The organism is Mesorhizobium sp. M0615 (assembly GCF_040320805.1).
Lineage (GTDB): Bacteria > Pseudomonadota > Alphaproteobacteria > Rhizobiales > Rhizobiaceae > Mesorhizobium.
In genome coordinates this window covers 160,777-181,061 of sequence record NZ_JAMYQI010000009.1, presented here as the reverse complement: position 1 = coordinate 181,061, position 20,285 = coordinate 160,777, and the positions used below count along the sequence as shown (strand labels likewise).

At 63.5% G+C, this 20,285-nt stretch carries 21 protein-coding genes; 5 read left to right on the top strand and 16 right to left on the bottom strand.

Annotated elements, in window-relative coordinates; all coding sequences use genetic code 11:
- Positions 1–77 precede the first annotated feature (77 nt).
- Positions 78–1,259 carry an MFS transporter gene (locus NKI46_RS17775; RefSeq protein WP_023704772.1) on the top strand — a complete coding sequence of 394 codons (1,182 nt, stop codon included), beginning with the start codon at positions 78–80 and terminating at the stop codon, positions 1,257–1,259.
- On the opposite strand, the gene NKI46_RS17770 is transcribed toward NKI46_RS17775, so the two are convergent.
- From NKI46_RS17770 to NKI46_RS17750, 5 genes are all read right to left on the bottom strand, one after another.
- Positions 1,250–1,384 carry a hypothetical protein gene (locus NKI46_RS17770; protein ID WP_023682661.1) on the bottom strand — a complete coding sequence of 45 codons (135 nt, stop codon included), beginning with the start codon at positions 1,382–1,384 and terminating at the stop codon, positions 1,250–1,252. The two genes, NKI46_RS17775 and NKI46_RS17770, sit on opposite strands and share 10 nt — an antisense overlap.
- A gap of 212 nt (positions 1,385–1,596) precedes the next feature.
- Positions 1,597–1,761 (bottom strand): DUF3309 family protein, encoded by a 165-nt coding sequence (locus NKI46_RS17765; RefSeq protein WP_023667887.1) that lies wholly within the window; start codon positions 1,759–1,761, stop codon positions 1,597–1,599.
- Positions 1,762–2,124: 363 nt separating this feature from the next.
- Positions 2,125–4,011 (bottom strand): ABC transporter ATP-binding protein, encoded by a 1,887-nt coding sequence (locus NKI46_RS17760; protein ID WP_352747179.1) that lies wholly within the window; start codon positions 4,009–4,011, stop codon positions 2,125–2,127.
- Positions 4,011–5,900, bottom strand: a complete 1,890-nt coding sequence (locus NKI46_RS17755) for an ABC transporter ATP-binding protein (protein ID WP_502896819.1) — start codon at positions 5,898–5,900, stop codon at positions 4,011–4,013. The genes NKI46_RS17760 and NKI46_RS17755 overlap by 1 nt, the downstream gene beginning before the upstream one ends.
- A 202-nt stretch (positions 5,901–6,102) precedes the next feature.
- Positions 6,103–7,017, bottom strand: coding sequence for a dihydrodipicolinate synthase family protein (locus NKI46_RS17750; RefSeq protein ID WP_352460151.1), 915 nt, complete (start codon positions 7,015–7,017; stop codon positions 6,103–6,105).
- A gap of 264 nt (positions 7,018–7,281) precedes the next feature.
- On the opposite strand from NKI46_RS17750, the gene NKI46_RS17745 reads away from it, so the two are divergent.
- Positions 7,282–8,214, top strand: a complete 933-nt coding sequence (locus tag NKI46_RS17745) for a LysR family transcriptional regulator (RefSeq protein ID WP_352460150.1) — start codon at positions 7,282–7,284, stop codon at positions 8,212–8,214.
- On the opposite strand, the gene NKI46_RS17740 is transcribed toward NKI46_RS17745, so the two are convergent.
- The 3 genes from NKI46_RS17740 to NKI46_RS17730 all read right to left on the bottom strand — a co-directional run bounded on the left by NKI46_RS17740 (position 8,165) and on the right by NKI46_RS17730 (position 10,356).
- On the bottom strand, positions 8,165–8,896 hold the full coding sequence (locus NKI46_RS17740) for an SDR family oxidoreductase (RefSeq protein WP_352460149.1): 732 nt from the start codon (positions 8,894–8,896) through the stop codon (positions 8,165–8,167). The genes NKI46_RS17745 and NKI46_RS17740 overlap by 50 nt on opposite strands.
- 163 nt (positions 8,897–9,059) lie before the next feature.
- On the bottom strand, positions 9,060–9,668 hold the full coding sequence (locus tag NKI46_RS17735; protein WP_352460148.1) for an NAD(P)-dependent oxidoreductase: 609 nt from the start codon (positions 9,666–9,668) through the stop codon (positions 9,060–9,062).
- 52 nt (positions 9,669–9,720) lie between these two features.
- Positions 9,721–10,356 (bottom strand): DsbA family protein, encoded by a 636-nt coding sequence (locus NKI46_RS17730; protein WP_352460147.1) that lies wholly within the window; start codon positions 10,354–10,356, stop codon positions 9,721–9,723.
- A 102-nt stretch (positions 10,357–10,458) separates the two neighbouring features.
- Here NKI46_RS17730 and NKI46_RS17725 point away from each other — a divergent pair, with 102 nt between their 5' ends.
- From NKI46_RS17725 to frp, 3 genes are all read left to right on the top strand, one after another.
- On the top strand, positions 10,459–11,370 hold the full coding sequence (locus NKI46_RS17725; RefSeq protein WP_023699792.1) for a LysR substrate-binding domain-containing protein: 912 nt from the start codon (positions 10,459–10,461) through the stop codon (positions 11,368–11,370).
- A 96-nt stretch (positions 11,371–11,466) separates the two neighbouring features.
- Positions 11,467–11,742, top strand: coding sequence for a hypothetical protein (locus NKI46_RS17720; RefSeq protein ID WP_023729215.1), 276 nt, complete (start codon positions 11,467–11,469; stop codon positions 11,740–11,742).
- 78 nt (positions 11,743–11,820) lie between these two features.
- Complete coding sequence (gene frp, locus NKI46_RS17715; protein ID WP_023738388.1) at positions 11,821–12,156, top strand: fluorescence recovery protein; 336 nt, start codon at positions 11,821–11,823, stop codon at positions 12,154–12,156.
- A gap of 77 nt (positions 12,157–12,233) precedes the next feature.
- Here frp and NKI46_RS17710 read toward each other — a convergent pair whose 3' ends face one another.
- From NKI46_RS17710 to NKI46_RS17675, 8 genes are all read right to left on the bottom strand, one after another.
- Positions 12,234–13,262, bottom strand: a complete 1,029-nt coding sequence (locus tag NKI46_RS17710) for an ROK family protein (RefSeq protein ID WP_023738389.1) — start codon at positions 13,260–13,262, stop codon at positions 12,234–12,236.
- Positions 13,262–13,987, bottom strand: a complete 726-nt coding sequence (locus tag NKI46_RS17705) for a ribulose-phosphate 3-epimerase (RefSeq protein WP_023714874.1) — start codon at positions 13,985–13,987, stop codon at positions 13,262–13,264. Before NKI46_RS17705 ends, NKI46_RS17710 begins: the two co-directional genes overlap by 1 nt.
- A gap of 4 nt (positions 13,988–13,991) precedes the next feature.
- Complete coding sequence (locus tag NKI46_RS17700) at positions 13,992–14,813, bottom strand: sugar phosphate isomerase/epimerase family protein (RefSeq protein ID WP_352747170.1); 822 nt, start codon at positions 14,811–14,813, stop codon at positions 13,992–13,994.
- Between the two features lie 38 nt (positions 14,814–14,851).
- Positions 14,852–15,694, bottom strand: coding sequence for a carbohydrate ABC transporter permease (locus NKI46_RS17695; protein ID WP_023726308.1), 843 nt, complete (start codon positions 15,692–15,694; stop codon positions 14,852–14,854).
- Positions 15,695–15,698: 4 nt separating this feature from the next.
- A complete protein-coding gene (locus NKI46_RS17690; RefSeq protein WP_023738391.1) occupies positions 15,699–16,595 on the bottom strand; it encodes a carbohydrate ABC transporter permease in 897 nt (298 codons plus the stop codon).
- Positions 16,596–16,734: 139 nt separating this feature from the next.
- Positions 16,735–17,982: an ABC transporter substrate-binding protein gene (locus NKI46_RS17685; protein ID WP_352747167.1), complete on the bottom strand. Its 1,248-nt coding sequence runs from the start codon at positions 17,980–17,982 to the stop codon at positions 16,735–16,737.
- Positions 17,983–18,097: 115 nt separating this feature from the next.
- Positions 18,098–19,243, bottom strand: a complete 1,146-nt coding sequence (locus tag NKI46_RS17680; RefSeq protein ID WP_023682644.1) for an ABC transporter ATP-binding protein — start codon at positions 19,241–19,243, stop codon at positions 18,098–18,100.
- Positions 19,244–19,333: 90 nt separating this feature from the next.
- On the bottom strand, positions 19,334–20,284 hold the full coding sequence (locus NKI46_RS17675) for a PfkB family carbohydrate kinase (RefSeq protein WP_352514642.1): 951 nt from the start codon (positions 20,282–20,284) through the stop codon (positions 19,334–19,336).
- Position 20,285: the final 1 nt, after the last annotated feature.

Sequence of the window (20,285 nt, the reverse complement as noted above, 5' to 3'; positions counted from 1 at the left end):
CGCCTGTTTGGGCGTACCGCGGCGTTTTGCCGGCATTTGCACTTGCCGGAACGTGCCGATCCTGCTTCGAAGCCGGCATGAGCGCCGAAGACGCGACGTCACCGCCGGAGAACCACATCGCATGGGCCGCGATGGCCGGCATCATCGCGACAGTTACGGTGTTCGCCATAGCACAGGGGCTGACGTATCCGCTGCTCAGCTTCATCCTGGAACGGCAAGGGACGACACCGGGCCTTATCGGCCTCTCGGCCGCGATGACGCCTCTGGGTTTCATTATATCGTCGCTCTTCACGCCGGCGCTGGTCCGGCGGGTGGGCGCGGCGCGCTTTGCGGTTGTGTGTTCGATCCTGGCAGCAACCGTCCTGATCGCGATTGCCTGGACGCAGGATGTATGGGCCTGGATGCCGTTGCGCTTCCTGCTCGGCTTCTTTGCCAATCCGCTTTACGTGATCAGTGAAACCTGGCTGGTCTCGATCACACCCGCCGCACGCCGAGGCCGCATCATGGGCCTATACTCCTCCATCGTTTCCGCCGGCTTTGGCCTCGGCCCGCTGTCGCTAGGCTTGGTCGGCACGCAAGGATGGCCACCCTTCATCATCGGCAGCGCGGCCTTCCTTGTCTGCGGCCTGATCGTGCTTGCCGTCGCGCCACGCCTGCCCGACATGCCGCGTGAGGGCGAAGCGGTGTCGGTCGGCGGCTTCTTCGCGCTGGCGCCGCTGCTCTTGTTCGCAGTCTTCACGGCTGCCGCCTTCGAGCAAGTCCTGCTTTCGCTGTTCGCGGTCTATGGTGCCGCGCTCGGCAGCACTGAGCAGCGCATCGCTTCGCTCATCACCTGTTTCATCGCCGGCAATGCCGTGCTGCAGGTCGTGCTTGGGCGCGCCGCCGAACGGTTTGGCTCGAAGCCGATGATGCTGTTCTGTGTCCTGGCTTGCCTGGCCGGTTGTTTGCTGTTGCCGTTGCTCTTCGCTACATGGCTTGTCTGGCCGCTCTTCTTCGTCTGGGGCGGGGTCTCGTTCGGGATCTACACGCTGTCGCTGATCCAGCTCGGCGAGCGTTTCACCGGTCAAGCCTTGATCGCCGGCAATGCCGCCTTCGCGTTCGTATGGGGGGTAGGCGGCATCGTCGGCTCACCCGTGGCCGGGCTGGCGATGCAACTGACCGGACATCAGGGACTGCCATTGTCGCTTGGCCTGCTGTGCTGCGTGCTGGTGGTGTTTCTGCTGGCGGAGTTACGGCGGGTTGACCGCGTTCAGGCGTAAGGCGTGCCTGCCATTGCGGCCTTCAGGCCGATGCTGCCCTTGTCGACAATAGCGAGAAAGGCCGGACCCGCCTCGTCGCCGTCCTGGGTTTCTCGAAGCGTCCGATCCGCCTCGATGAACGCCACGGCCGCCAGGCGGGTGTCGGGGTCTGCAGCTTACGCCCGCCGCCTTCGGATAGTGCCACCATTAGGATATCCCAGCTCGTCGCGTTCGCTCTCGCTCGCGCCGACGCCGGCCCAGTCCGGACCAGCAATGTCTTCAGCTGCCATGTCTTCAAACCTCGATGTCAGGCGAAAACGCGGCCGCCGTAGAAACTCGGCGGCCGCCAATGGCGACGCTATATTCGCCCGAGAACAACCAGAATGATCACGATGATCAGCACCAGCCCGAGGCCACCGCCGCCATAGTAACCAGTGCCGTAGAACGGGCCGCCGCCGAGGCCGCTGAAGCCGCCGAGCAACGCGATGATCAGGATGATAATAAGAATGGTACCCAGGCCCATATGCCGTCTCCTTCGCTGCCGCGCCGTTCACGGCGCGGCTCGAAGAACTAAACTCCCAGCATGCCTTCCTGTTCCCCGGCGATTTTCATCCGACGGCTAAGGAACGAAAGCCATCATGACGGCGTTTGCTGAGGTTCAGGCGCAAGCTGCGCGTGCATCGCGCGCCAGGCGGCGCGTAGAATTCAGAATTTACGCGGGATTGCCCTTTAGGCGGCCGGCCGCTCCTCCACCTGAACGCGCGGCAGGCGTGACGCCGGGCTTACGCTGGAAGGCGAGCTGAAACGTGTCGTCATCTGAAGCCGAATTGGTCGACGACGAGTTTTGGCCCCGCACCATTCCCAGTCGAGCTGAACCGGCAGCAGCTCACGTCGCCTTGCCGGCCGGCGCGCCTATGTCTTCCTCGGCAATATCGTCGAACGATGCGTAGTTCATGTTGTAGAGCCTGGCATAGAGGCCCTTGGCCGCCATCAGCTGCTCGTGATTTCCGCTCTCGACGATCTCGCCGTTCTGTAAGACGATGATGCGGTCGGCGCCGCGTATGGTCGCCAGCCGGTGCGCGATGACCAGCCCGGTGCGGCCTTCCAGCAGCGTGACCAGTGCCTTCTGGATCAGCATCTCGGTGTAGGAATCGATGCTCGCCGTCGCCTCGTCCAGCACCAGGATTTTCGCATCCGCCACCAGTGCGCGTGCAAAGCTGATCAGCTGGCGCTGGCCGAGGGACAGATTGCCGCCGCGCTGTTCGAGCTCGGTGTCGTAGCCGTCAGGCAAATGCTCGATGAAGTCGTGCGCGCCAACGGCTTGCGCGGCGCGCACAACCTCTTCGCTGGTAGCCGATGTCTTGTGGTAGCGGATGTTCTCCAGCACCGTGCCGGAAAACAGGAACGGCTCCTGCAGCACCATCGCCACCTGATCGCCGAGCGAATCCTGCGTCACGTCGCGCACATCGTGGCCGCCGACCCGCACCTCGCCCGACCAGACATCATAGAAGCGGTGCACCAGCGCCATGCAGCTCGACTTGCCCGAACCGGTCGGGCCGACAAGCGCAACCGTCTCGCCCGGATTGACGCGGAAGGAGATGTTTTTCAGCACCGGCTGGTTCTGCCGGTAGCCGAAGGTGACGTTCCTGAACTCGACCGAACCGTCCATGTCGCGCGTCAGCGTCACCGCGCCCTGTCTGTCGCTGACGTCGACCGGTACGTCGAGCACTTCGGAGATGCGTTGGCCCGACGCCATGGCGCGCTGCATGACCGAGTACTGCATGGTGAGCGAGCGGATCGGGTCGAAGAAGCGCTGGATATAGAACAGGAACGCCACCATGACGCCGATGTCGAGGCTGTGCGACAGCACCATCGAGCCGCCGACGACGATGACCGTCGCCATCGCAATGCCGGTCAGCGTGTCGACGATCGGCACCATCACCTGCGCATATTTGGCCGAGGTCAGGTGGGTCCTGAGATTGGCCAGCACCTTCTCGTCATAGAGGTCGAAATTGACGTGCTGGCGTTCGAGACTCTGCACCGTGCGCACGCCATGGATGCCTTCCGCCAGCGCCCCATTGGCAATCGAGTTGGTCTCGTGCGCGGCCATGAAAGCGACCTTGGCGCGCGGCAACCAGAACAGGCGCACGACGAACAGCACCGGCATGGTCGACAGCGTCAACAGGCCGAGACGAAAATCGAGCCACAAAAGCACGCTGACGATGCCGAACAGAAGCACGATGTCGCCCACCGACATGACCGACGTCTCAAGGAATTCCTGCATCGAATTGACGTCGCCCTGCAGGCGCGACATCAGCCGGCCCACCTCGGTCTTGTCCATGAAGCTCAGCGAGACGCGCTGCAGATGGCTGAACATGGCGCCGCGCAAATCCGACAGCACATTCTCGGCCACCTTGCCGACGACACTTTCCTGGACATAGCTGGCGCCATAATTGATCAGGATGATCAGAGCGAAGGCGCCGATCGCCCAGTTCATCACCGAGCGGTCGGCCTTCCCCGCCGCCATGCCGTGGTCGATAGCGTAACGGATGACCAGCGGGATCGCCAATTGCGTCAGAGTGAACACCAAAACGGCGGCGACCGAGATGAAGATCCGGCCCTGATACGGTCTCACGAAGCTCCAGATGCGGCGCACGATGCGCGGATCGTAGACCTTGCCGAAGACCTCTTCCTCGTCGCGGTGCGAACCGACGACGGCCCTGGTGGGCCGCCGGCTGGTGTCTTCCTTCTGGTCGTCGTTCTGTGTCGACATCATGCGGCTCCCACCGCCACCGGCAAATCGTCGTCCGGCCGCAGCTGCAGGTCGTAAAGCGCGCGGTAGCGTCCACCCAGCGCCAGCAATTCCTGGTGCATGCCGCGCTCGGCGATGCGGCCATTCTCGACGAACAGGATCTGGTCGGCATGCATCAGCGAGCTCAGCCGGTGCGAGATGATCAGCGTCACGCGGTCCTTGGCGAAGCGCTTCATCGCGGTGCGGATTCGCTGCTCGGTGCCGGCGTCGACAGCCGCGGTGGAATCGTCGAAGACCAGCACCGAAGGCCGCAGCATCAGGGTGCGGGCGATGGTCAGGCGCTGCCGCTGGCCGCCGGAAAGCGATGACCCGCGCTCGCCCACGACCGTGGTGTAGCCGGCCGGAAGCCCGATGATGTAATTGTGCAACTGGGCGTATTCAGCCGCCTGCCCGATGCGGGTCTCGCGCGCCCACGGATTTCCATAGGCGATGTTGTTTTCGATCGAGGTGGTGAACAGGAAGGCGTCCTGCTGCACGACGCCGACCGCCTTGCGCAACGATTGCAGCGTGACCTCGCGTATATCCTGCCCGTCGATGGTGATCGCGCCTGACGTCACATCGTAGAAGCGCGGGATCAGATGCGCGATGGTCGACTTGCCGCTGCCCGGCGGGCCGACAATGCCGACGGTCTCGCCGGACCGGGCCTCGAAGGAAATGCCCGACAGTGCCGGCCGGCCGCCGGCGCCCGCGTAGCGGAAGCCGACATTGTCGAAGCGCAGCACGCCTTCGGTGACCACGAGATCCTTGGCATCGGGCGCATCCTGAATGTCGAGTTCGGCGTCAAGCAGTTCGAACAGCCTTGTGCCGCAGGTCGAGGCGCGGGCGAACGAGTTGACCATCAGCCCGAGCTGGCGCACCGGCATTTGCAGGATGGTCATGAAGGTGAGGAACTGCGCCAGCGTGCCGACGCTGATCTGGCCTGCGATCACCTTCTGGCCACCGAACCACAGCACCAGGCCCATGGCGGCCAGGAAGGAAAAATTCATGGCGCTGGTGTTAGAGACGCGGATGTCGACGCGCTGGTCGGCAAGCTCCAGCGCCGACTTCTTGGCGCGGTCGAATTTTTCCAGCTCATGCCGCTGCGCCGCAAAGGCGCGCACGACGCGGATTCCGCCGAGGTTCTCGTCCATCACCCGGCTCAGCACTGACAGCCGCTCCTGCAGCGTCAGCCAGGTGCTGCGCAGCCTGAGCTGTGTGACCGAGGAGCGCCAGGCGACGAACGGCACGAAACTCAGACTGAGCAGCCCGAGCTCGAGATCGGTGCTGATCAGGAGATAGGAGCCGACGCCGATCAGCACGCCGAGCAGCACCACGCGCAATATGCCGGTGGAAAAGAACATGCGCACGCCGTCGAGGTCGAGCAGGCCAAGCGTAATCAAGTCGCCGGTATGCACCCGGTCATGGAAGGAGAAGCTCAGCCGCTGGATCTTCTCGTAGAAGGCCAGGCGCAGCTCATAGCCGGTGCGGTGGCCAACGGCCTCGCCATAATAATTCTGCGCCATGGCGAAGAGGCCGCGCAGGATGCTGACGACGAGCAAGGTGATCGCCGTCGTCCACAGCGCCTGCTCAGCCGCCGCGCCGCCGCCTCCAGCCATCACGCCTTGCGCCTGGTCGATGGCGTGGCCCAGCAGGCGCGGGATGAACAGCTGCAGCGTCGCGGCGATGAAGGTCGAGGCGATGGTGACCGCAACCTGCCAGGGATGGCGCAACGTCATGCGCACGATGCGCAGCAGCGTGCTGAGGCCCTCGCCCCAGGACGCCTCCGCCACATGGGCAAACGATTTGCCGCGCTTCGCCGCGCCGCTGGTTGCGTCCCTTGCCAAGGAAAATATCCAATCCGGTCCGGACATTAGCCCAGACGAATGAAAACAGACTCAGTTCAGATACCGTGATGGTACGCCTCCATTTTGACCGTTCAAGGGCCAATGGCGGTATCGCACTGTGCCTGAAAGAGGCTGATCGTCCGCGGCTGCCTAAGCCCGAGTCGGCGTTAGAAGCGGCTGGTCGTCACTTTAGGCCGATTGAAAAGATGCGAGCATGCACCAGCCACCATCATGCCCGACCTCGACCAATATGGTCCGCCGCGGGACCGAGCGCAGTGAGCAGCGCCTTGCCGCTTTCCAGCGTCGCATTCTCATGCGGCGCGCGCAGGTTGAGCCAGCGTTTGTCGCCGGAGCGCACCGCCAGCACGGCCTTCATTGCCGGGATCAGGCCTGCATCCTGGATCACCTTGCGGAACGCCCTGATCGCGGCGTCCGCTTCCGTGACGTCTTGGCCAGCGATCGTCGCGTCGTAGAGGGCGCGGATGGCCGCAGCGTTGAGATTGACGGTCGCGGAGATACAGCCCGCAGCACCACTGGCGAGCCCCTTGGTCAGTTGCGCCTCCGAGCTGGGGAACACCGCGACGTCGGGTGCGGCGGCAATCACCGCCGCCGTGTTGTTCCAGTCGCCGGCGCTATCCTTGTAGGCGACGACCGTCTCTGGAAACGCCGCGCTCAACCGGGCGGTCAGGGCAGGGCTTACCGGCACGCCGGAGTTCTGCGGGATGTGGTAGAGGATCATCTTCAGCGCCGGGTTGGCCACCCTTTCGATCAGCTCGCTGTAGTAGCGCGCCTGGCCATCGTCCCCGGCGGCCGTGTAGAAGAACGATGGCAGCACCATCACGGCGGCGCAGCCGAGGCCGACCGCGTGCTTCGACAGTTCGACGGTTTCGGGCAGTGCGGTGACGCCGGTGCCGGGCATCATGCGCCCCGGCGAAATGCCTGATGCAACCAGCCATTCCAGCGCCTGCATGCGCTCGTCGAGCGAGAGCGACAGTGCCTCGCCCGTGGTGCCGAACGGCGACAGCAAATGGGCGCCCTGGCCCAGCACCCATTTGGCATGTGAGATCCACAGGTCACGGGCAATGCGGCCATCGTTCTCGAACGGCGTCAGGATCGGGGCGATGGTTCCTTGCGGGCGGGGCATGTCGGTCCTTCCATCGGTGCTGGAAATCAGCTTGGCATAGAGCATACGTACGATGCGATCTGCCAGAGGCGATCTCTTGGGCCACCGCGCCGGCCGTGGGAAAACTTGCGGGTCATTGCCGCGAAATTCTGGCCCTTCGGTCTGCCGCAACCAGATGACGCCGGCGTCAATGGGTTGCAAATGGACCGGGGTTGCAAATGGACCAGGGTTGCAAGTGGACCAGCCAAGCCCGAAATGTCGAACAGAGACAGATCCGGAAACGGCATGCACCCACGATTGCTCAAGACCTTCCTCGCCGTGGCGCGGCACCGCAACATCACCCGCGCAGCGCGGGAGGTTCATCTGGCGCAGTCGAGCGTCAGCGACCAGATCCAGTCGCTGGAAAGCGAACTTGGTGTCGTCCTCTTCATCCGCTCGCGCCACGGCCTCGACCTGACGACGGCCGGCGACGCGCTGAAACCCTATGCGGAAGAGATTCTGCAACTGGCGGAGGAGGCGCGTATTGCCGTCGAGGCAACGACGGGAATGACCGCCGGAACGGTTACGGTCGGCGCGCTGGAGACGATTGCCACCGTCAGACTTCCGCAATGGCTGGCGGCCTTTCGAGGCGACCACCCGGAGATCGGTCTGCGGCTGAAAATCGCCGGCAGCGATGCCCTGCTGCGGCAGCTCGAAGAGAGCGAGATCGACGTCGCCTTCTGTTTCGACAAGGGCGGTCTGGACGAACGTCTGGCCCGGCGCACGATATTGGCCGAGCCGCTGGTCCTTGTCGCATCAGCTGAGCATGCGGCCGCATCGCGACAGAACGACCTGGCCGCGCTCGCCGCGATGAGTTTCGTGGTGACGGAAACCGGATGCGTCTACCGGCATCTGTTCGACACTGCCTTTGCCGAGATTGCAGCGCCAGAACTTGCCGCCGAAGTCGGCAGCATCGGCGCCATTGGGGGCCTGGTGGCGACTGGTGTCGGCGTGAGCCTGGTGCCGCGGCTGGCCGTTGCCGACGCGCTCGATCGCGGCGAGATCGTCGAATTGCCATGGCCGGGTCCGGCCCGCACGGCGTCGCTGGTCATGATCTGGCGCCGCCGGCGCGTCCAGCCGCCGGCGCTGAAACTGCTGCTGGCGGCCGCGGCCAGGAATTTCGCTGCGCTCAGATCAGCCGGTGACCGCCCTCGACATGCAGAACCGTCCCTGTCGTAAAACCGTTGCCCATCAGAAAGGCGATGGCATCGGCAATGTCGTCCGGCTGTCCGACGCGGCCGACCGGCAGGCGCCTGGCCATTGCATCGAGCGTCTCGTCCTTCTTGTCGCCGGCCACAAAACTCCAGATCGGCGTGTCGACCCAGCCCGGCGAGACGGCGTTGACACGGACCGGCGCCAGCTCGACCGCCAGCGCCCGCACCAACCCTTCCAGCGCAGCGTTGACAGCGGCAACGACCGAGCCGCGCGCCGCCGGCCGGTAGGCGGCAATGCCTGAGGTGAAGGTGATGGAGCCGTTGGCCGAAAGCTGCGGCGCGCCATGCTTGGCGAGCAGCAGCGGCCCGTAGAATTTGCTTTCGACGACCCGCTGCGCCGCCTTCAGGTCGACTGAAGGCAATAGCTCATAGGCGCCTTCGATGTCGGCGGCGGTGCTGACAATATGGTCGAGCCGGCCAGTTCGCTTGAACAGGTCAGCGACCTGATCCTCCCTGGCGATATCGGCCGCGACGGCGCTCAAAGCGGAAGGGTTCTGCAGCGCCTCGCCGGCACGCTTGAGCCTGGCTTCACTGCGGCTGACGATGATGACTTCGGCGCCTGAGTCCAGGCACCGCCTTGCCAACGCCAGCCCCATTCCGGAGCTGCCGCCAATGATAGCGATTTTCGATTTTGCGATGTCTGCCATGTTTCCGTTCCTGTCCTGAACCGCTCCGGCGAGAGTCGCAGACCGGCGGCAGGAGTGGAAACGGAAGAAAGCGATAGTGCCATCGGAGGCTCCGATGGCACTATCGCCGATAGGAACCGACGCGGGCCGCTCCGTCGAGTGCCCGCCTGTCAATGAAGTGCGCTCAGTAGCCGACCGTAAAGCGCTGCTTGATATGCGCCGGCTTTTCGATCTCGTCGGCCATGACGATGGCGTAGTCCTCGAAGGAAATGCTGCTGCCCTTGTCGGACGTCAGCAGCGTGTCCTTGCCGATGCGGTATTTGCCGGTCCGCTCGCCGGCGACGAACAGCGCCGAAGGCGACAGCAAGGTCCAGTCGAGATCGTCGACCGTCCGCAGCGTGTCGAGGAAGTCGGCGCCCTTCTGCGCCTCGGCCTTGTAGATATCAGGGAAGGTCGGCGTGTCGACCAGGCGCTTGCCGGGCGCAACCTCAAGGCTGCCGGCGCCGCCGACGACGAGGTAGCGTTTGACGCCGGAAGCACGCACGGCTGCGACGAGCGTATCGGGATCGCTGTCGAGGAAATGCACCGAGGAGATCACCGCGTCATGACCCTTGATCAGGGCGGCAATGCCATCCTTGTCGAAGACGTCGCCCTTCTTGGCAGTCACGCCCGGAAGTGCCGCGATCTTGTCTGGATGCCGGGCAATGGCGGTGATGCTGTGACCGCGATCGGAGAGTTCCTTAAGCAGGCGCGAGCCGACCTGGCCGGACGCGCCGATAAGTGCGATTTTCATGGGGATTTTCCTTTCGTCTGGGGAGAATTTCGTCTGGGGAGAATTTCTGGGACTACGCCGCCTCGATGTGAGCGACGAGATTGTCGTAGCTGCCGAACAGCGCGTTGGCGCCGATCAGGCGCGGCGCCGTTTGGCCGATCACCGCGAGCGCGGGAACGCCATTGGCATGCAGCCGCTGGAACAATGTCCGCCCGCGGCTGACCAGGTCGTCATGCTTCGCCAGAAACGCCTGCGTCGGCGCTTTCAAAAGCGTTGCCGCGTCGCTCATGCCGGCGTCGGCCAGTACCGCGGCGACGCCGTCAACCGTCACAATATCGCGGCCGTCGACATAGCGGGCATGCTGGATCGCCTTCAGTGCCGCAAGTCGCTGGCGCCAGTCGTCCAGTCCGGCGGCGTTGATGCCCATGGTGGCAGCGGAAGAATCGAGCAAGGTGCCGCTGACATTGAGCACATTGTCGAGATAGGCCTGGCTGAAGCGCTGTCCGCTCAGCCGTGCGATGCGCTGGTCATTGTCCCAGGCATGGGCGGCGAAGCCTGCATCCAGCGGCCGCGCGCCGGCACCGGAGAAAAGCCCCACCGGCAGCAGTTCGAGCGCGGTCCCGGCGGCCAGTCGATCCAGCATCGGCGTGGCGCCATAGCACCAACCGCAGAGCGGGTCGAAAAGATAGGTTAGGGTTACATTGGTCATGGCGGCCTCATTCTGTTGCCCGATAGATGACAGCTGGACGGCTTGCGAAAAATAGCGATCAATCATACAAACTGTCTGATAAAATCGGACAATGAGCGGCCTGTGACCGAACTCCTCAATCTCAACCGGCTCGTCTACTTCGCCACCGTGGTGGAGACCGGCTCGTTCACGGCCGCTGCCGACCGTCTCGATGTTGCCAAGGCTGTGGTCAGCCATCAGGTCGGCAAGCTCGAAGAAGAGCTTGGCGCTACGCTGTTGCGGCGCACGACCCGGCGCGTGACGGCGACCGAAGAGGGTCGTCTGTTCTATGACCGGACCGCGATCATCCTGCGCGAGGCGGAGGCAGCCTATGGCGACATTTCGCAGCGAGCGGCGCAGCCGACGGGGACGCTGCGGCTGACGGCGCCGCTCGATTATGGCGAGAAGGTGGTGGCGCCGACCATCGCCGCCTACATCAGAAAATACCCGAAAATGCGGGTCGAGACGATCTTCGACGATGCGGTCAGCAACCTGGTCGACGAGCAGATCGATCTTGGCATCCGCGTCGGCTGGCTTGCCGATTCCAGCAATCTGGCGCGGCGGCTGGGCAGCCTGCAGCAATTCGTCGTCGCCAGCCCGGAACTGGCCGCCAGGCTGCCTGGGGAAGCCAGCCCCAGGCAGGCGAAGTCGCTGCCCTGGGTCGGCAACGCCCAGTTGCGCGGGGTCGGCCAATGGCTGTTCTCGAGGGGCACGGAAACGGTGCTGGCCGAACTCAACCCCGTCGTCAGCTGCGACAAGACACCAGGCGTGCTGTCCTGCGTGCTGGCCGGCATCGGCCTCGGCATCTTTCCGGATTACAGTGTCGCCGACGACATTGCGCGCGGCCGGCTGGTGCGGGTGTTCGCGGACTGGACCTTGCCGTCCGGTGGCATCCATGCCGTCTTCCCGCCGGCGCGCTTCAGGCCGGCCAAGGTGCGCGCTTTCGTCGACCTCCTGGTTGCAGCCGAACGGCGGCGCGCGCGCAGTGCGGGCTGATTTCGGCACCGGCCGGCAATGCCGGCGAGGGAACCTTTGTTCGGCAGGCGCTTTTGGATATGCTGCGATTCCGAACCGTCAGAAGGGGTACTGCCGATGACCACCAAGATCTTTGCGACCTGCATGCTCGCTCTCGCTGTCGGCTGCAGCCTGTCCACAGCGGCTGTCGCCAAGGACAAGCATCGCCATCGTCAGCCAGAACCCGAACGCTACGTCCCCGCCCATCGCGACCTCATCTACGCCCTGTTCGGCGGCCCGCGCTACTATGACAAAATGCTGATCACCACGGCGGCCGGCCCGTGCTCTTACGACCGGGTCGGGCCGGACGCGAATGCGCTGAACAAGGTCAACGATCACCATTGCGGAAAGTAGATTGGTCCCAACGGCGGGGTTGTCCTGCGTCGCAGGTTTTACCGGCTGACGCCGCCGCGAACACGATAGAGACAGTCGATGACCGCTGGTGAGAAATGGTCTCCGTCCGAAAAGAAAGTCGCCCGCACTGCCCATGACGCAGCGCTGAAGGTGACGCTCGACAAGACGTTGGCTGAACTCAAGAGCAGGGCCCACGTTGCGGCAACGCCTTCCGAAATATGGGATGTCGAAGACTTTCTGCGGCAGCAGCGACGGAAGATCGACCAGATGTTCGCCTATCGGTATTCACAGCTAATACAGGTCTTCGCCAATCTCATCCGGCAAGGCTATCTCGAGGAGAATCTCCTTGTTGGCTTGTCGGAAGACAAGCGGCAAACGATCCGAAAATACGCCAGCTGGAATCGCGAAGGGTAGGGGTCCTCTTCGGGGACCTTGGCGCTGCATTCAAACTGGACCATTCACCATCTTCGCGCGCGCCGCGCAGCTCGAGTTCAGCCATGGCGTGCCTCCGTGGCATCGGCGGTCGCGCCTCTGTCCTTGTCGTCCTGCGCCATCGCCAGCGGCGCACCCGGTTCGCCTTCCCACAGGATCAGGCTGGCGGCGCCGATCAGCCCGGCGCGGTCGCCGAGTTCAGCCTGCACGATCGGCACGTCGCGATAGGCCGGCATCGCCCGCTGCTGGATGACCGCTCTGATCGACGGTGCCAGAAGGTCGAACCCGTTGGAAAGGCCGCCACCCATGACAATCAGATCGGGCGAATAGAGATGCAAGAGATTGGTGAAGCCGATGCCCAGCCATTGTGCTTCCGCCTCGACCAGTTCGAGAGCGTTGGCGTCGCCGGCCTTGGCAGCCTCTACGACATGCCTGGCCGAGACGTCGCCGTCATTTGACAGCCGTCGTAAGAGCGAGCCGTCGCCCGGCGCGGTCAGTCGCGTGGCGCGGCGGCCGAGCGCGGTTCCGGAGGCAACGGCCTCGAAGCAGCCGATGGCGCCGCAAAAGCAGCGGTCGCCTTCACCGGTGATGGTCATGTGGCCGATCTCGGCCGCCAGTCCGCGCCTGCCGTGATAGATGTGGCCATCGGCGACGACGCCGCCGCCAATGCCGGTGGACACAGTCACGAACACCAGCGATCCGCTGCCACGTCCGGCGCCAAAACGCCATTCGCCGAGCGCCGCCGCATTGGCGTCGTTTTCCAGCCGCACCGGCAGCCCGAAATGCCGCCCCAGAATGTCGATCAGCGGCACATCATGCCAGCCGGCCAGCGTTGGCGGCGCAATGACGATCCCCGCCTTGGGGTCGAGTGGCCCCGGCGCACCGACGCCGATGCCGGCGACGTTTGCCTGCGGGTGTTCCCTGAGGAGCGTGCCTGCCAGAGCGACGATCTGGCTGATCACCGCCTCCGATCCCGCACCGGCAAGCGTCGGCGCCGAAGCATGAGCGACGATACGGCCATCGCTCTCGACCAGCGCACCGCGCAGCGCCGTGCCACCGAGATCGAAGGCGAGCGCAAGCTTGGTCATCAGGCGGCGACCTCCAGCCCGTGCAGCCAGGCCATGCGCCGGGCAAGGTCGGGATCGCCGAAGGCCAGCGAGCCCAGCACCACGGTCTCCGCACCTGCGGCGCGCAGCAGCGGCACGGTCTCGTGGCGGATGCCGCCATCGGCGGCAAGCACGATGTCGGCCTCGCGGCCGGCTTTGCGCATCAGCGCGCGCGCCTCGATCAGGCGCGGACACGCCTGCTCCGACAGGCTCTGGCCCTTGACGCCGATGGAGGTGCCGAGCAGCGTCACGAACGCCACTTCCGCCAGGAAGGGCGTGACGGCCGCGACCGGTGTTTCCAGCCGCAGTACCACGCCGGCCTCGGCCCCGAGTTCATGCGCCAGTTTCACGGCGCGCAGGCCGGTCTCGCCGTTTTCGGCGTGCACGCTGATCAGGTCGGCGCCGGCCTCGATGAACTGGCGCGTCTGTTCTTCGACGATCTCGGCTTCGACCATCAAATGGACATGGATCGGCTTCGCGGTGAGCTTGGCGATGCGCGCCACCAGGTCCGGGAAGAACAGGAAGCCAGGGGTGAAGCGGGCGTCGGCGACGTCGATATGATGGACATCGGCATGGGTCTCGATGCGCTTCAAATCGCGCTCCATGTTGGCGAGGTCGGCCGACCACAGCGAGAACTCGCCGATCAGCCGGTTGCGCGGCAGGGCAGCGATCGCGGCGGGGCCGGACAGGGGCTTGTTCGTCGTCATCGTCTCAGGCTCCGTAGCCGCGCATTGTCTGGCGGTTGGCTTTGACGGCGCCGGCAGGGTCGGCGGCGGCCGTTTCGGATTCTTCCTCCAGCACCAGCCAGCCGTTGAAATTGGGTGCAGCACCAGCGATCTCGATCACTTTGGCCGTGTCACAGACGCCCTTGCCGAGCATCGCCCAGGTTCCATTCGCGTCGACATCCTTCAGATGCACATAGCGGATGCGGTCGCGATAAGTGGTGAGCGTATCCGCCATGTCCTGGCCACCGCGCAAGATGTGGCCGGTGTCGGGCACCCAGCCCACCAGCGAGGCGTCGAGCAGCCCGAAGATGCGGTCGTAGTCGGCGCGGTCGAACAGCAGCGTGTTGTGATGCGAGCTTGGATGCACCGCGACCTGGACGCCGGCCTCGCGCCCGAGCTCGCCGGCTTTGTTGTAGACCTCGGCGGCGATGGCAAACTTGTCGTCGCGCGGCCCGTCGGAAACGATCGTGGCCGAGCCCATCGACACCAGCGCGCCGGGAAAGGCGGCGGCGAAGTCGATCCAGCGTTTGGCGGTCTCGAGGTCGGCGCCGATCTCATCCCTGAGCGTGAAACCGCTCTTGGAGCCGAAGGCGAAGGAGACGAGCGTCAGCCCGGATGACTTCAGCGCGGCGCCGAACTCCGTTGGCTTGCCGGCATAGCGGCCGATCATCGTGTCGGTGATCTCGATGCCGGCATAGCCGCCATCGGCGATCGCCTTGAGCAGATCGTCCGGGCCGCCGGCGAAGCGGTCGCCCAGCATTTCCCAGGTAAAGGTCTGGCAGCCGACTTTCAGGTCTTTCACGGTCATCCTTTCATTCCTTGATTCCACCTCGTTGGAGGGACATCCTACTTGACTGAGCCTGCGGTCATGCCGGCGAGGAAGAACCTCTGGGCAACCAGGTAGATGACCAGGAGCGGCAGCGAGCCGAGCACGCTCATCGCCATCATCTGGTTCCATTCGAAGGCGTGTTGCCCCATCAACAACTGGATGCCGATCGGGACGGTGCGCATGGACGTCGACTTCGTCAGTGTCAGCGCAAAGAGAAATTCGTTCCAGCACAACAGGAAGGTGTAGACCGACGTCGCCACGATACCAGGCAGTGAAATCGGAACGATCACCCGCCACAGTGCGGTCCAACTGGTGCCGCCGTCGACAGCCACCGCTTCATCGAGGTCGCGCGGCAAGGTGTTCAGATATCCCGTCATCAGCAGGATCGCATAGGGCAGCGTGAACACCAGGTAAGTCAGGATCAGCGCGACATAGGTGTCGAAGATGCCATACGAGACGACCAGCCCGAAGAACGGGATCAAAAGCGTGATCGGCGGGATCGTCTGCGTGCTGATGATGAGCGTGTTGAGGCTGCCCTTGCCGCGGAAATTGAAACGGCTGAACCCATAGGCCGCCAGCAAGGCGATCAGCACCGTCAGCACGGTCACTGCTCCGGCGACGAAGTAGCTGTTGAAGAAGAAGCGCAGCTTTACCGGATCACCAAGGATGGCCGCATACGCTTCCAGCGTGAAGGCCTTCGGCAGGACGGTTGGCGGCAGGGCAAAGATTTCGGTGTTCGACTTGAACGAGCTGCTCAGCATCCAGTAGATCGGGAAGGCCGCGAAAAAGAGCCCTGCGGCAAGCGCGACATGGAGCGCGGCGGTGATCAGCCTGTCTTTCGGCGTGTGCCTTTTCCTCATGTGACTACCGAGCCTTTTGATAGCGGATGTAGAACAGCGTCAGGCCGAGAGAGATCAGCAGGATGACCACGGCGCTCGCCGAGGCCTGCGACAGGTTGTAGCTCGAAAACGCCAGCTTGTACGTGTAGGTGCTGAGGACCTCGGTCGAGTAGATCGGACCGCCACCCGTCGTTATCCAGATCAATGGAAAGACCTGCATGGTCCAGATGAAGTCGAGCAGCGAGATGCTGATGATGATCGGCATCAGCTGCGGAATGGTGATGAAGATCAGCTTCTGGTAGGCCTTCGCGCCGTCGATATCGGCGGCCTCGTAGAAATCCTTGGGAATGCCCTGCAAGCCTGCGAGCAGGCCGACCATGAAAAGCGGGTAGCCCGCCCAGATGTTGGCGAAGGTGACGGCGTGCAGCGCGGTCGCGGGCGACGAAAACCACTCGACCTTGGAACCGATGATGCCCATCTGCATGAGAACGCTGTTGACGACACCGTTCGGCTCAAGCAGCAGGCGCCAGATCACCGCGATAATCACCGCGGTGAACAGCCAGGGCAGTATGTAGAGCACGCGCAGAATGTTGCGCAGCGTAGGATTGATGCGGTCGCTGTTCAGCATGAGTGCGAAGAGCATGCCGATGGTCATATGGAAGACGACACTCATGCAGGTGAAGTAGAGCGTGTGCCACAGCGAGGCCCAGAACACCGGATCGGCAAAGATCGCCTGGTAGTGTTTCAATCCGGCAAAGGACGGGTCGCGACGCAGCACCGCGCTGTTCTGGAACGAATAGCCAATCACCGTCACCATCGGCAGCAGCATCAGCAGGCCGATTATGAGGAGCGAGGGTGACAGATAGAGATAGGGTGCGACCGCTCGTTTCAGTCGATGGTGGGAGCGCTTCTGCCGAGTCATGTGCCACCCCTGGGGTATGCCTTCAAGAGGAAGGTGCGCTTCGCAAACAGGTCCATCTCAAGTTGCCGATCCGTTGTTGACGGGTGGCCTGGCCGAGGCCGGGCCACCCGGCGGAAGATAGCAAACGGGAACAGGCAGCTCAGAATTTCTCCACCCAGCCCTTTTGAGCGTTGGCTGCGGCTTGTTCCGGAGACTGCTCGCCGGCGAGCATCTTCTGGGCTTCCACATCGAACTTGGTCATCAGGTCTTCGGCCACCGGCAGCCCCGTGAACTCGTTGGCGAGATAGCCGGTCTTGAAGATTTCGAAAGCCTTGGCGAAAGCCTTGTCCGAGGTCACGAAATCGGGCTTGGCGTTGACGTTGCCCGGGAAGGCGTTTGCAAGCGACACGAGCTTGGCATTCACCTTCTCGCTCATCAGATATTGGACGAGCTTCCAGGCTTCATCCTGATGTTTCGAGGCGGCGGAGATGCCGATGCCCCAGGAGGCGTAGGGAAGGCCGCGCTTGCCGCTGTAGTCCGCCACGACCGGGACCGGGATCAGGTCGAAGTTCAGCTTGGGATTGCGTTTGCGGATGAGGTTCACATGCGCAAGCGAGTCGATCATCATTCCGACCCGATCGTTGACGAATTCCTCGACCTTCTCCTGCTCGGTCTTGGTGGCAATGCCGGGCGAGATGACGCCGGCGTCGTTCAGCGATTTGACGAAGGTGAGCATATCGACCACCGGCTTGCCCTCGAGAGCCGGCTTGCCTTCAACCATCATCGATTGGCCCGAGGCCCAGACCCACGACATCAGGTCGTTCTGGACACCGGACGGCGTTTGCAGCGACAGCGGCAGCACCCAGCCATACTGGTTCTTGTCGGCATGGGTCATCTTCTTGGCGGCTTCGAGAAACTCCGCGCGGGTCGACGGCAGCTTGGTGACGCCTGCCTGGGCGGCGAGGTCCAGATTGACGAAGACCGGATAGACGAACGAAGCCACGGGAAACATCACCGCCTTGCCGTCCACCTTGATGATATCCGCGACCTGGGTCTTGTCGAACCCGCTCGCATCCATCATCGGGTTCATGTCGGCTAGCGCACCCTGCGCGTTCAGATTGTTCACCCAGGCGCCGTCGAGACCGACGACGTCGCTGAGCGTTCCGGTTGCGGCGCCGACCGAGATCTGGTCTCGCGTGGTCGCATAGGGACCGCTGACCAGCGTCACCTTGATGCCGGGGTTTGCAGCCTCGAAGTCGTTCATGATTGCCCTGAGCGATCCCGCCGGCAATTCGGGCTCCCACCATTGGGTGAATTCCAGCGTCGTGTCCGCCATGGCGCCGGTTGCACCAAGCAACCATGCGGCCGCGGCTATTTTCAGCATCTCGGGTCGTATCCGAAACATCATTTTCTCCTCCTTCTTCAAGATCGGCCGCACAATGCGGACGATCGTCTGTTCATTCAGAAGCCTTCTTGTATCTTCCGCAGGCACCTCGCTCCCGCCCGCGGTCTTCCGCAGATCTTCAGATCGCCAGATGCGTTTCGGGATCGAAGAAATGGAACTTGGCATCATCCACGGCCAACCGGATTTCCGAGCCGGAGCGGACGGCGCTGATCGGCTCGAACCTCGCCACCGCGTTCGACGCCAGGCCGAAATCATCCACCGCATCCGGATCGCCGGAGTCCACCCGGACCGCGTCGATGTTCATGTGGACGATCTGTTCGGAGCCGAGTTCCTCGATCGAGGTCACCCTGGCCGGTATCGTCTGATACTTGCGACCGGATTCAAGGCTGCTGTCATAAAGATCCTCCGGTCTGATCCCGAACACGACCTTGCGCCCCGCATACGACCTCAAGGCCGGCCTGCGCACGAGGGCTGCATCCTGCAGCCGGACGGCGAAGTCGCGAAAAGCGAGCTCGCCGCCCTTCAGGGTCGCCTCGAAAAGGTTCATCGAAGGAGAGCCGATGAAGCCGGCAACGAAGGCGTTAACCGGCGATTCATAGAGCCTCTTGGGGGTGTCGACCTGCTGCAGCACACCGCCTTTCAGCACCGCGACCCTGTCGCCCATCGTCATCGCTTCGATCTGATCGTGGGTCACGTAAATGGTCGTGACGCCGAGCTGCTTTTGCAGGCTGGTGATTTCGGCGCGCATTTGCACACGCAGTTTCGCATCCAGATTGGAAAGCGGCTCGTCCATGAGAAAGGCGGCCGGCTCGCGCACCATGGCGCGGCCCATGGCAACCCGTTGACGCTGCCCGCCTGACAGGTTCGCGGGTTTGCTGTCCAGCAAAGACGTCAGCTGAAGAGTTTTGGCGATCTCGTCCACGCGCTTCTTGCGCTCGGCCTTCGGCTTGCCTGCCAGCCGCATCGAAAAGGCGATGTTTTCGGATACCGTCATATGCGGGTAGAGCGCGTAGCTCTGAAACACCATCGCGATGTCGCGGTCCTTGGGCGGCATGTCGACGACGTCGACCCCGCCGATCCGAAGGCTGCCGCTGGTGATGTCTTCCAACCCCGCGATCATTCGCAACGCCGTGGATTTGCCGCAGCCGGAAGGCCCGACGAGGATCAAGAACTCGCCGTCCTTGACCGACAGGTTCAACTGGTCGATTGCGCGAAAACTGTTCCCGTAGGTTTTGCAGATCTTCTCAAGAATGACTTCTGCCATATTCCTCCCTCCACAAGTATAAGCCCTGATTTTTTATGATTCTCCTGGGCTTGTGTTCGCCTGCGAAATGTTTCGTCGGATCGTTTCAGGTCATGCTCCAGCATCCACATGCGCATTTTTCAGGTTGACTGCTGACGGCGCGTTCGCCGATGCCAGGAGTTGCGTGACCTGGTCCTCGGTCGGAAGCGCCTCGCGCCCGCCACGCCCCGTTATCGAAACGGCCGCCGCCGCGGCCGCGAATGCCACCCGGCCCGCGGTGTCGGCTCCGCGCGTCAACGCATGGGCATAGGCGCCATGAAAGCAGTCACCCGCGCCTGTGGAGTCGACGACCGCAACCCGGTGCGGGGGCAGGTGCCAGAGACCTGTCTCTTCACGGCCGCGATAGTACACACCCCTGCCTCCATCGGTCAGAACCACGGCGGATCGCGATGGCAACCACAAGGCATCGAGCATCTCGGCAGGCGATCGGCGCCCCGTGGCAGTCCGTGCAAAGCTAAGTGGAACAATGAGATGGTCGCAGAGCGCGATCAGCCGCTCCGTGGCGGGGCCGCTGCTCCATTCGATATCGCCGAGGATCGCAAGGCCGAGATCGCGAGCCCGAGCCACGACATCCAGCGACCCGGTCGCATAGCTATCTACGATCAGGACGGTTGCGCGGCTGAGGATATCGTCCGGAAAGTCCGGAGCGGTGCCCAGCATCGCATCGTCGTCATACGCGATGAACCTTTCCCCGTCCGAGCCGACGGTGATCCGCGAGTGCACCGGGCGCGCGTCGGGATGGCGCGGCGCGAATGCGGTTTCAATACCGCTCGCCACGAGATCGAGCTGCACCGCGTTGTCCGAGGCACTGGCCAGCCATCCGACGAACCCGGCGGTTCCGCCGAGCCGCGCGACGGCGGCCAGCGCCGTCGCGACATTTCCCCCGAAGGCGCGGGTACTTTGCAGAACCTTACCCTTGCCCGCCGACAATGGCTGATCGACGTAGACGATGTCGTCGATCGCAATAGCGCCGAAGCCGAGGATCGAGGGGATGGTGGGCATC

Bases quoted from the DNA above. Each gene is read 5' to 3' on its own strand.
- NKI46_RS17775 (WP_023704772.1), top strand. From the start codon at position 78: ATGAGCGCCGAAGACGCGACGTCACCGCCGGAGAACCACATCGCATGG.
- NKI46_RS17765 (WP_023667887.1), bottom strand. From the start codon at position 1,761: ATGGGCCTGGGTACCATTCTTATTATCATCCTGATCATCGCGTTGCTC.
- NKI46_RS17760 (WP_352747179.1), bottom strand. From the start codon at position 4,011: ATGTCGACACAGAACGACGACCAGAAGGAAGACACCAGCCGGCGGCCC.
- NKI46_RS17755 (WP_502896819.1), bottom strand. From the start codon at position 5,900: ATGTCCGGACCGGATTGGATATTTTCCTTGGCAAGGGACGCAACCAGC.
- NKI46_RS17750 (WP_352460151.1), bottom strand. From the start codon at position 7,017: ATGCCCCGCCCGCAAGGAACCATCGCCCCGATCCTGACGCCGTTCGAG.
- NKI46_RS17745 (WP_352460150.1), top strand. From the start codon at position 7,282: ATGCACCCACGATTGCTCAAGACCTTCCTCGCCGTGGCGCGGCACCGC.
- NKI46_RS17740 (WP_352460149.1), bottom strand. From the start codon at position 8,896: ATGGCAGACATCGCAAAATCGAAAATCGCTATCATTGGCGGCAGCTCC.
- NKI46_RS17735 (WP_352460148.1), bottom strand. From the start codon at position 9,668: ATGAAAATCGCACTTATCGGCGCGTCCGGCCAGGTCGGCTCGCGCCTG.
- NKI46_RS17730 (WP_352460147.1), bottom strand. From the start codon at position 10,356: ATGACCAATGTAACCCTAACCTATCTTTTCGACCCGCTCTGCGGTTGG.
- NKI46_RS17720 (WP_023729215.1), top strand. From the start codon at position 11,467: ATGACCACCAAGATCTTTGCGACCTGCATGCTCGCTCTCGCTGTCGGC.
- frp (WP_023738388.1), top strand. From the start codon at position 11,821: ATGACCGCTGGTGAGAAATGGTCTCCGTCCGAAAAGAAAGTCGCCCGC.
- NKI46_RS17710 (WP_023738389.1), bottom strand. From the start codon at position 13,262: ATGACCAAGCTTGCGCTCGCCTTCGATCTCGGTGGCACGGCGCTGCGC.
- NKI46_RS17705 (WP_023714874.1), bottom strand. From the start codon at position 13,987: ATGACGACGAACAAGCCCCTGTCCGGCCCCGCCGCGATCGCTGCCCTG.
- NKI46_RS17700 (WP_352747170.1), bottom strand. From the start codon at position 14,813: ATGACCGTGAAAGACCTGAAAGTCGGCTGCCAGACCTTTACCTGGGAA.
- NKI46_RS17695 (WP_023726308.1), bottom strand. From the start codon at position 15,694: ATGAGGAAAAGGCACACGCCGAAAGACAGGCTGATCACCGCCGCGCTC.
- NKI46_RS17690 (WP_023738391.1), bottom strand. From the start codon at position 16,595: ATGACTCGGCAGAAGCGCTCCCACCATCGACTGAAACGAGCGGTCGCA.
- NKI46_RS17685 (WP_352747167.1), bottom strand. From the start codon at position 17,982: ATGATGTTTCGGATACGACCCGAGATGCTGAAAATAGCCGCGGCCGCA.
- NKI46_RS17680 (WP_023682644.1), bottom strand. From the start codon at position 19,243: ATGGCAGAAGTCATTCTTGAGAAGATCTGCAAAACCTACGGGAACAGT.
- NKI46_RS17675 (WP_352514642.1), bottom strand. From the start codon at position 20,284: ATGCCCACCATCCCCTCGATCCTCGGCTTCGGCGCTATTGCGATCGAC.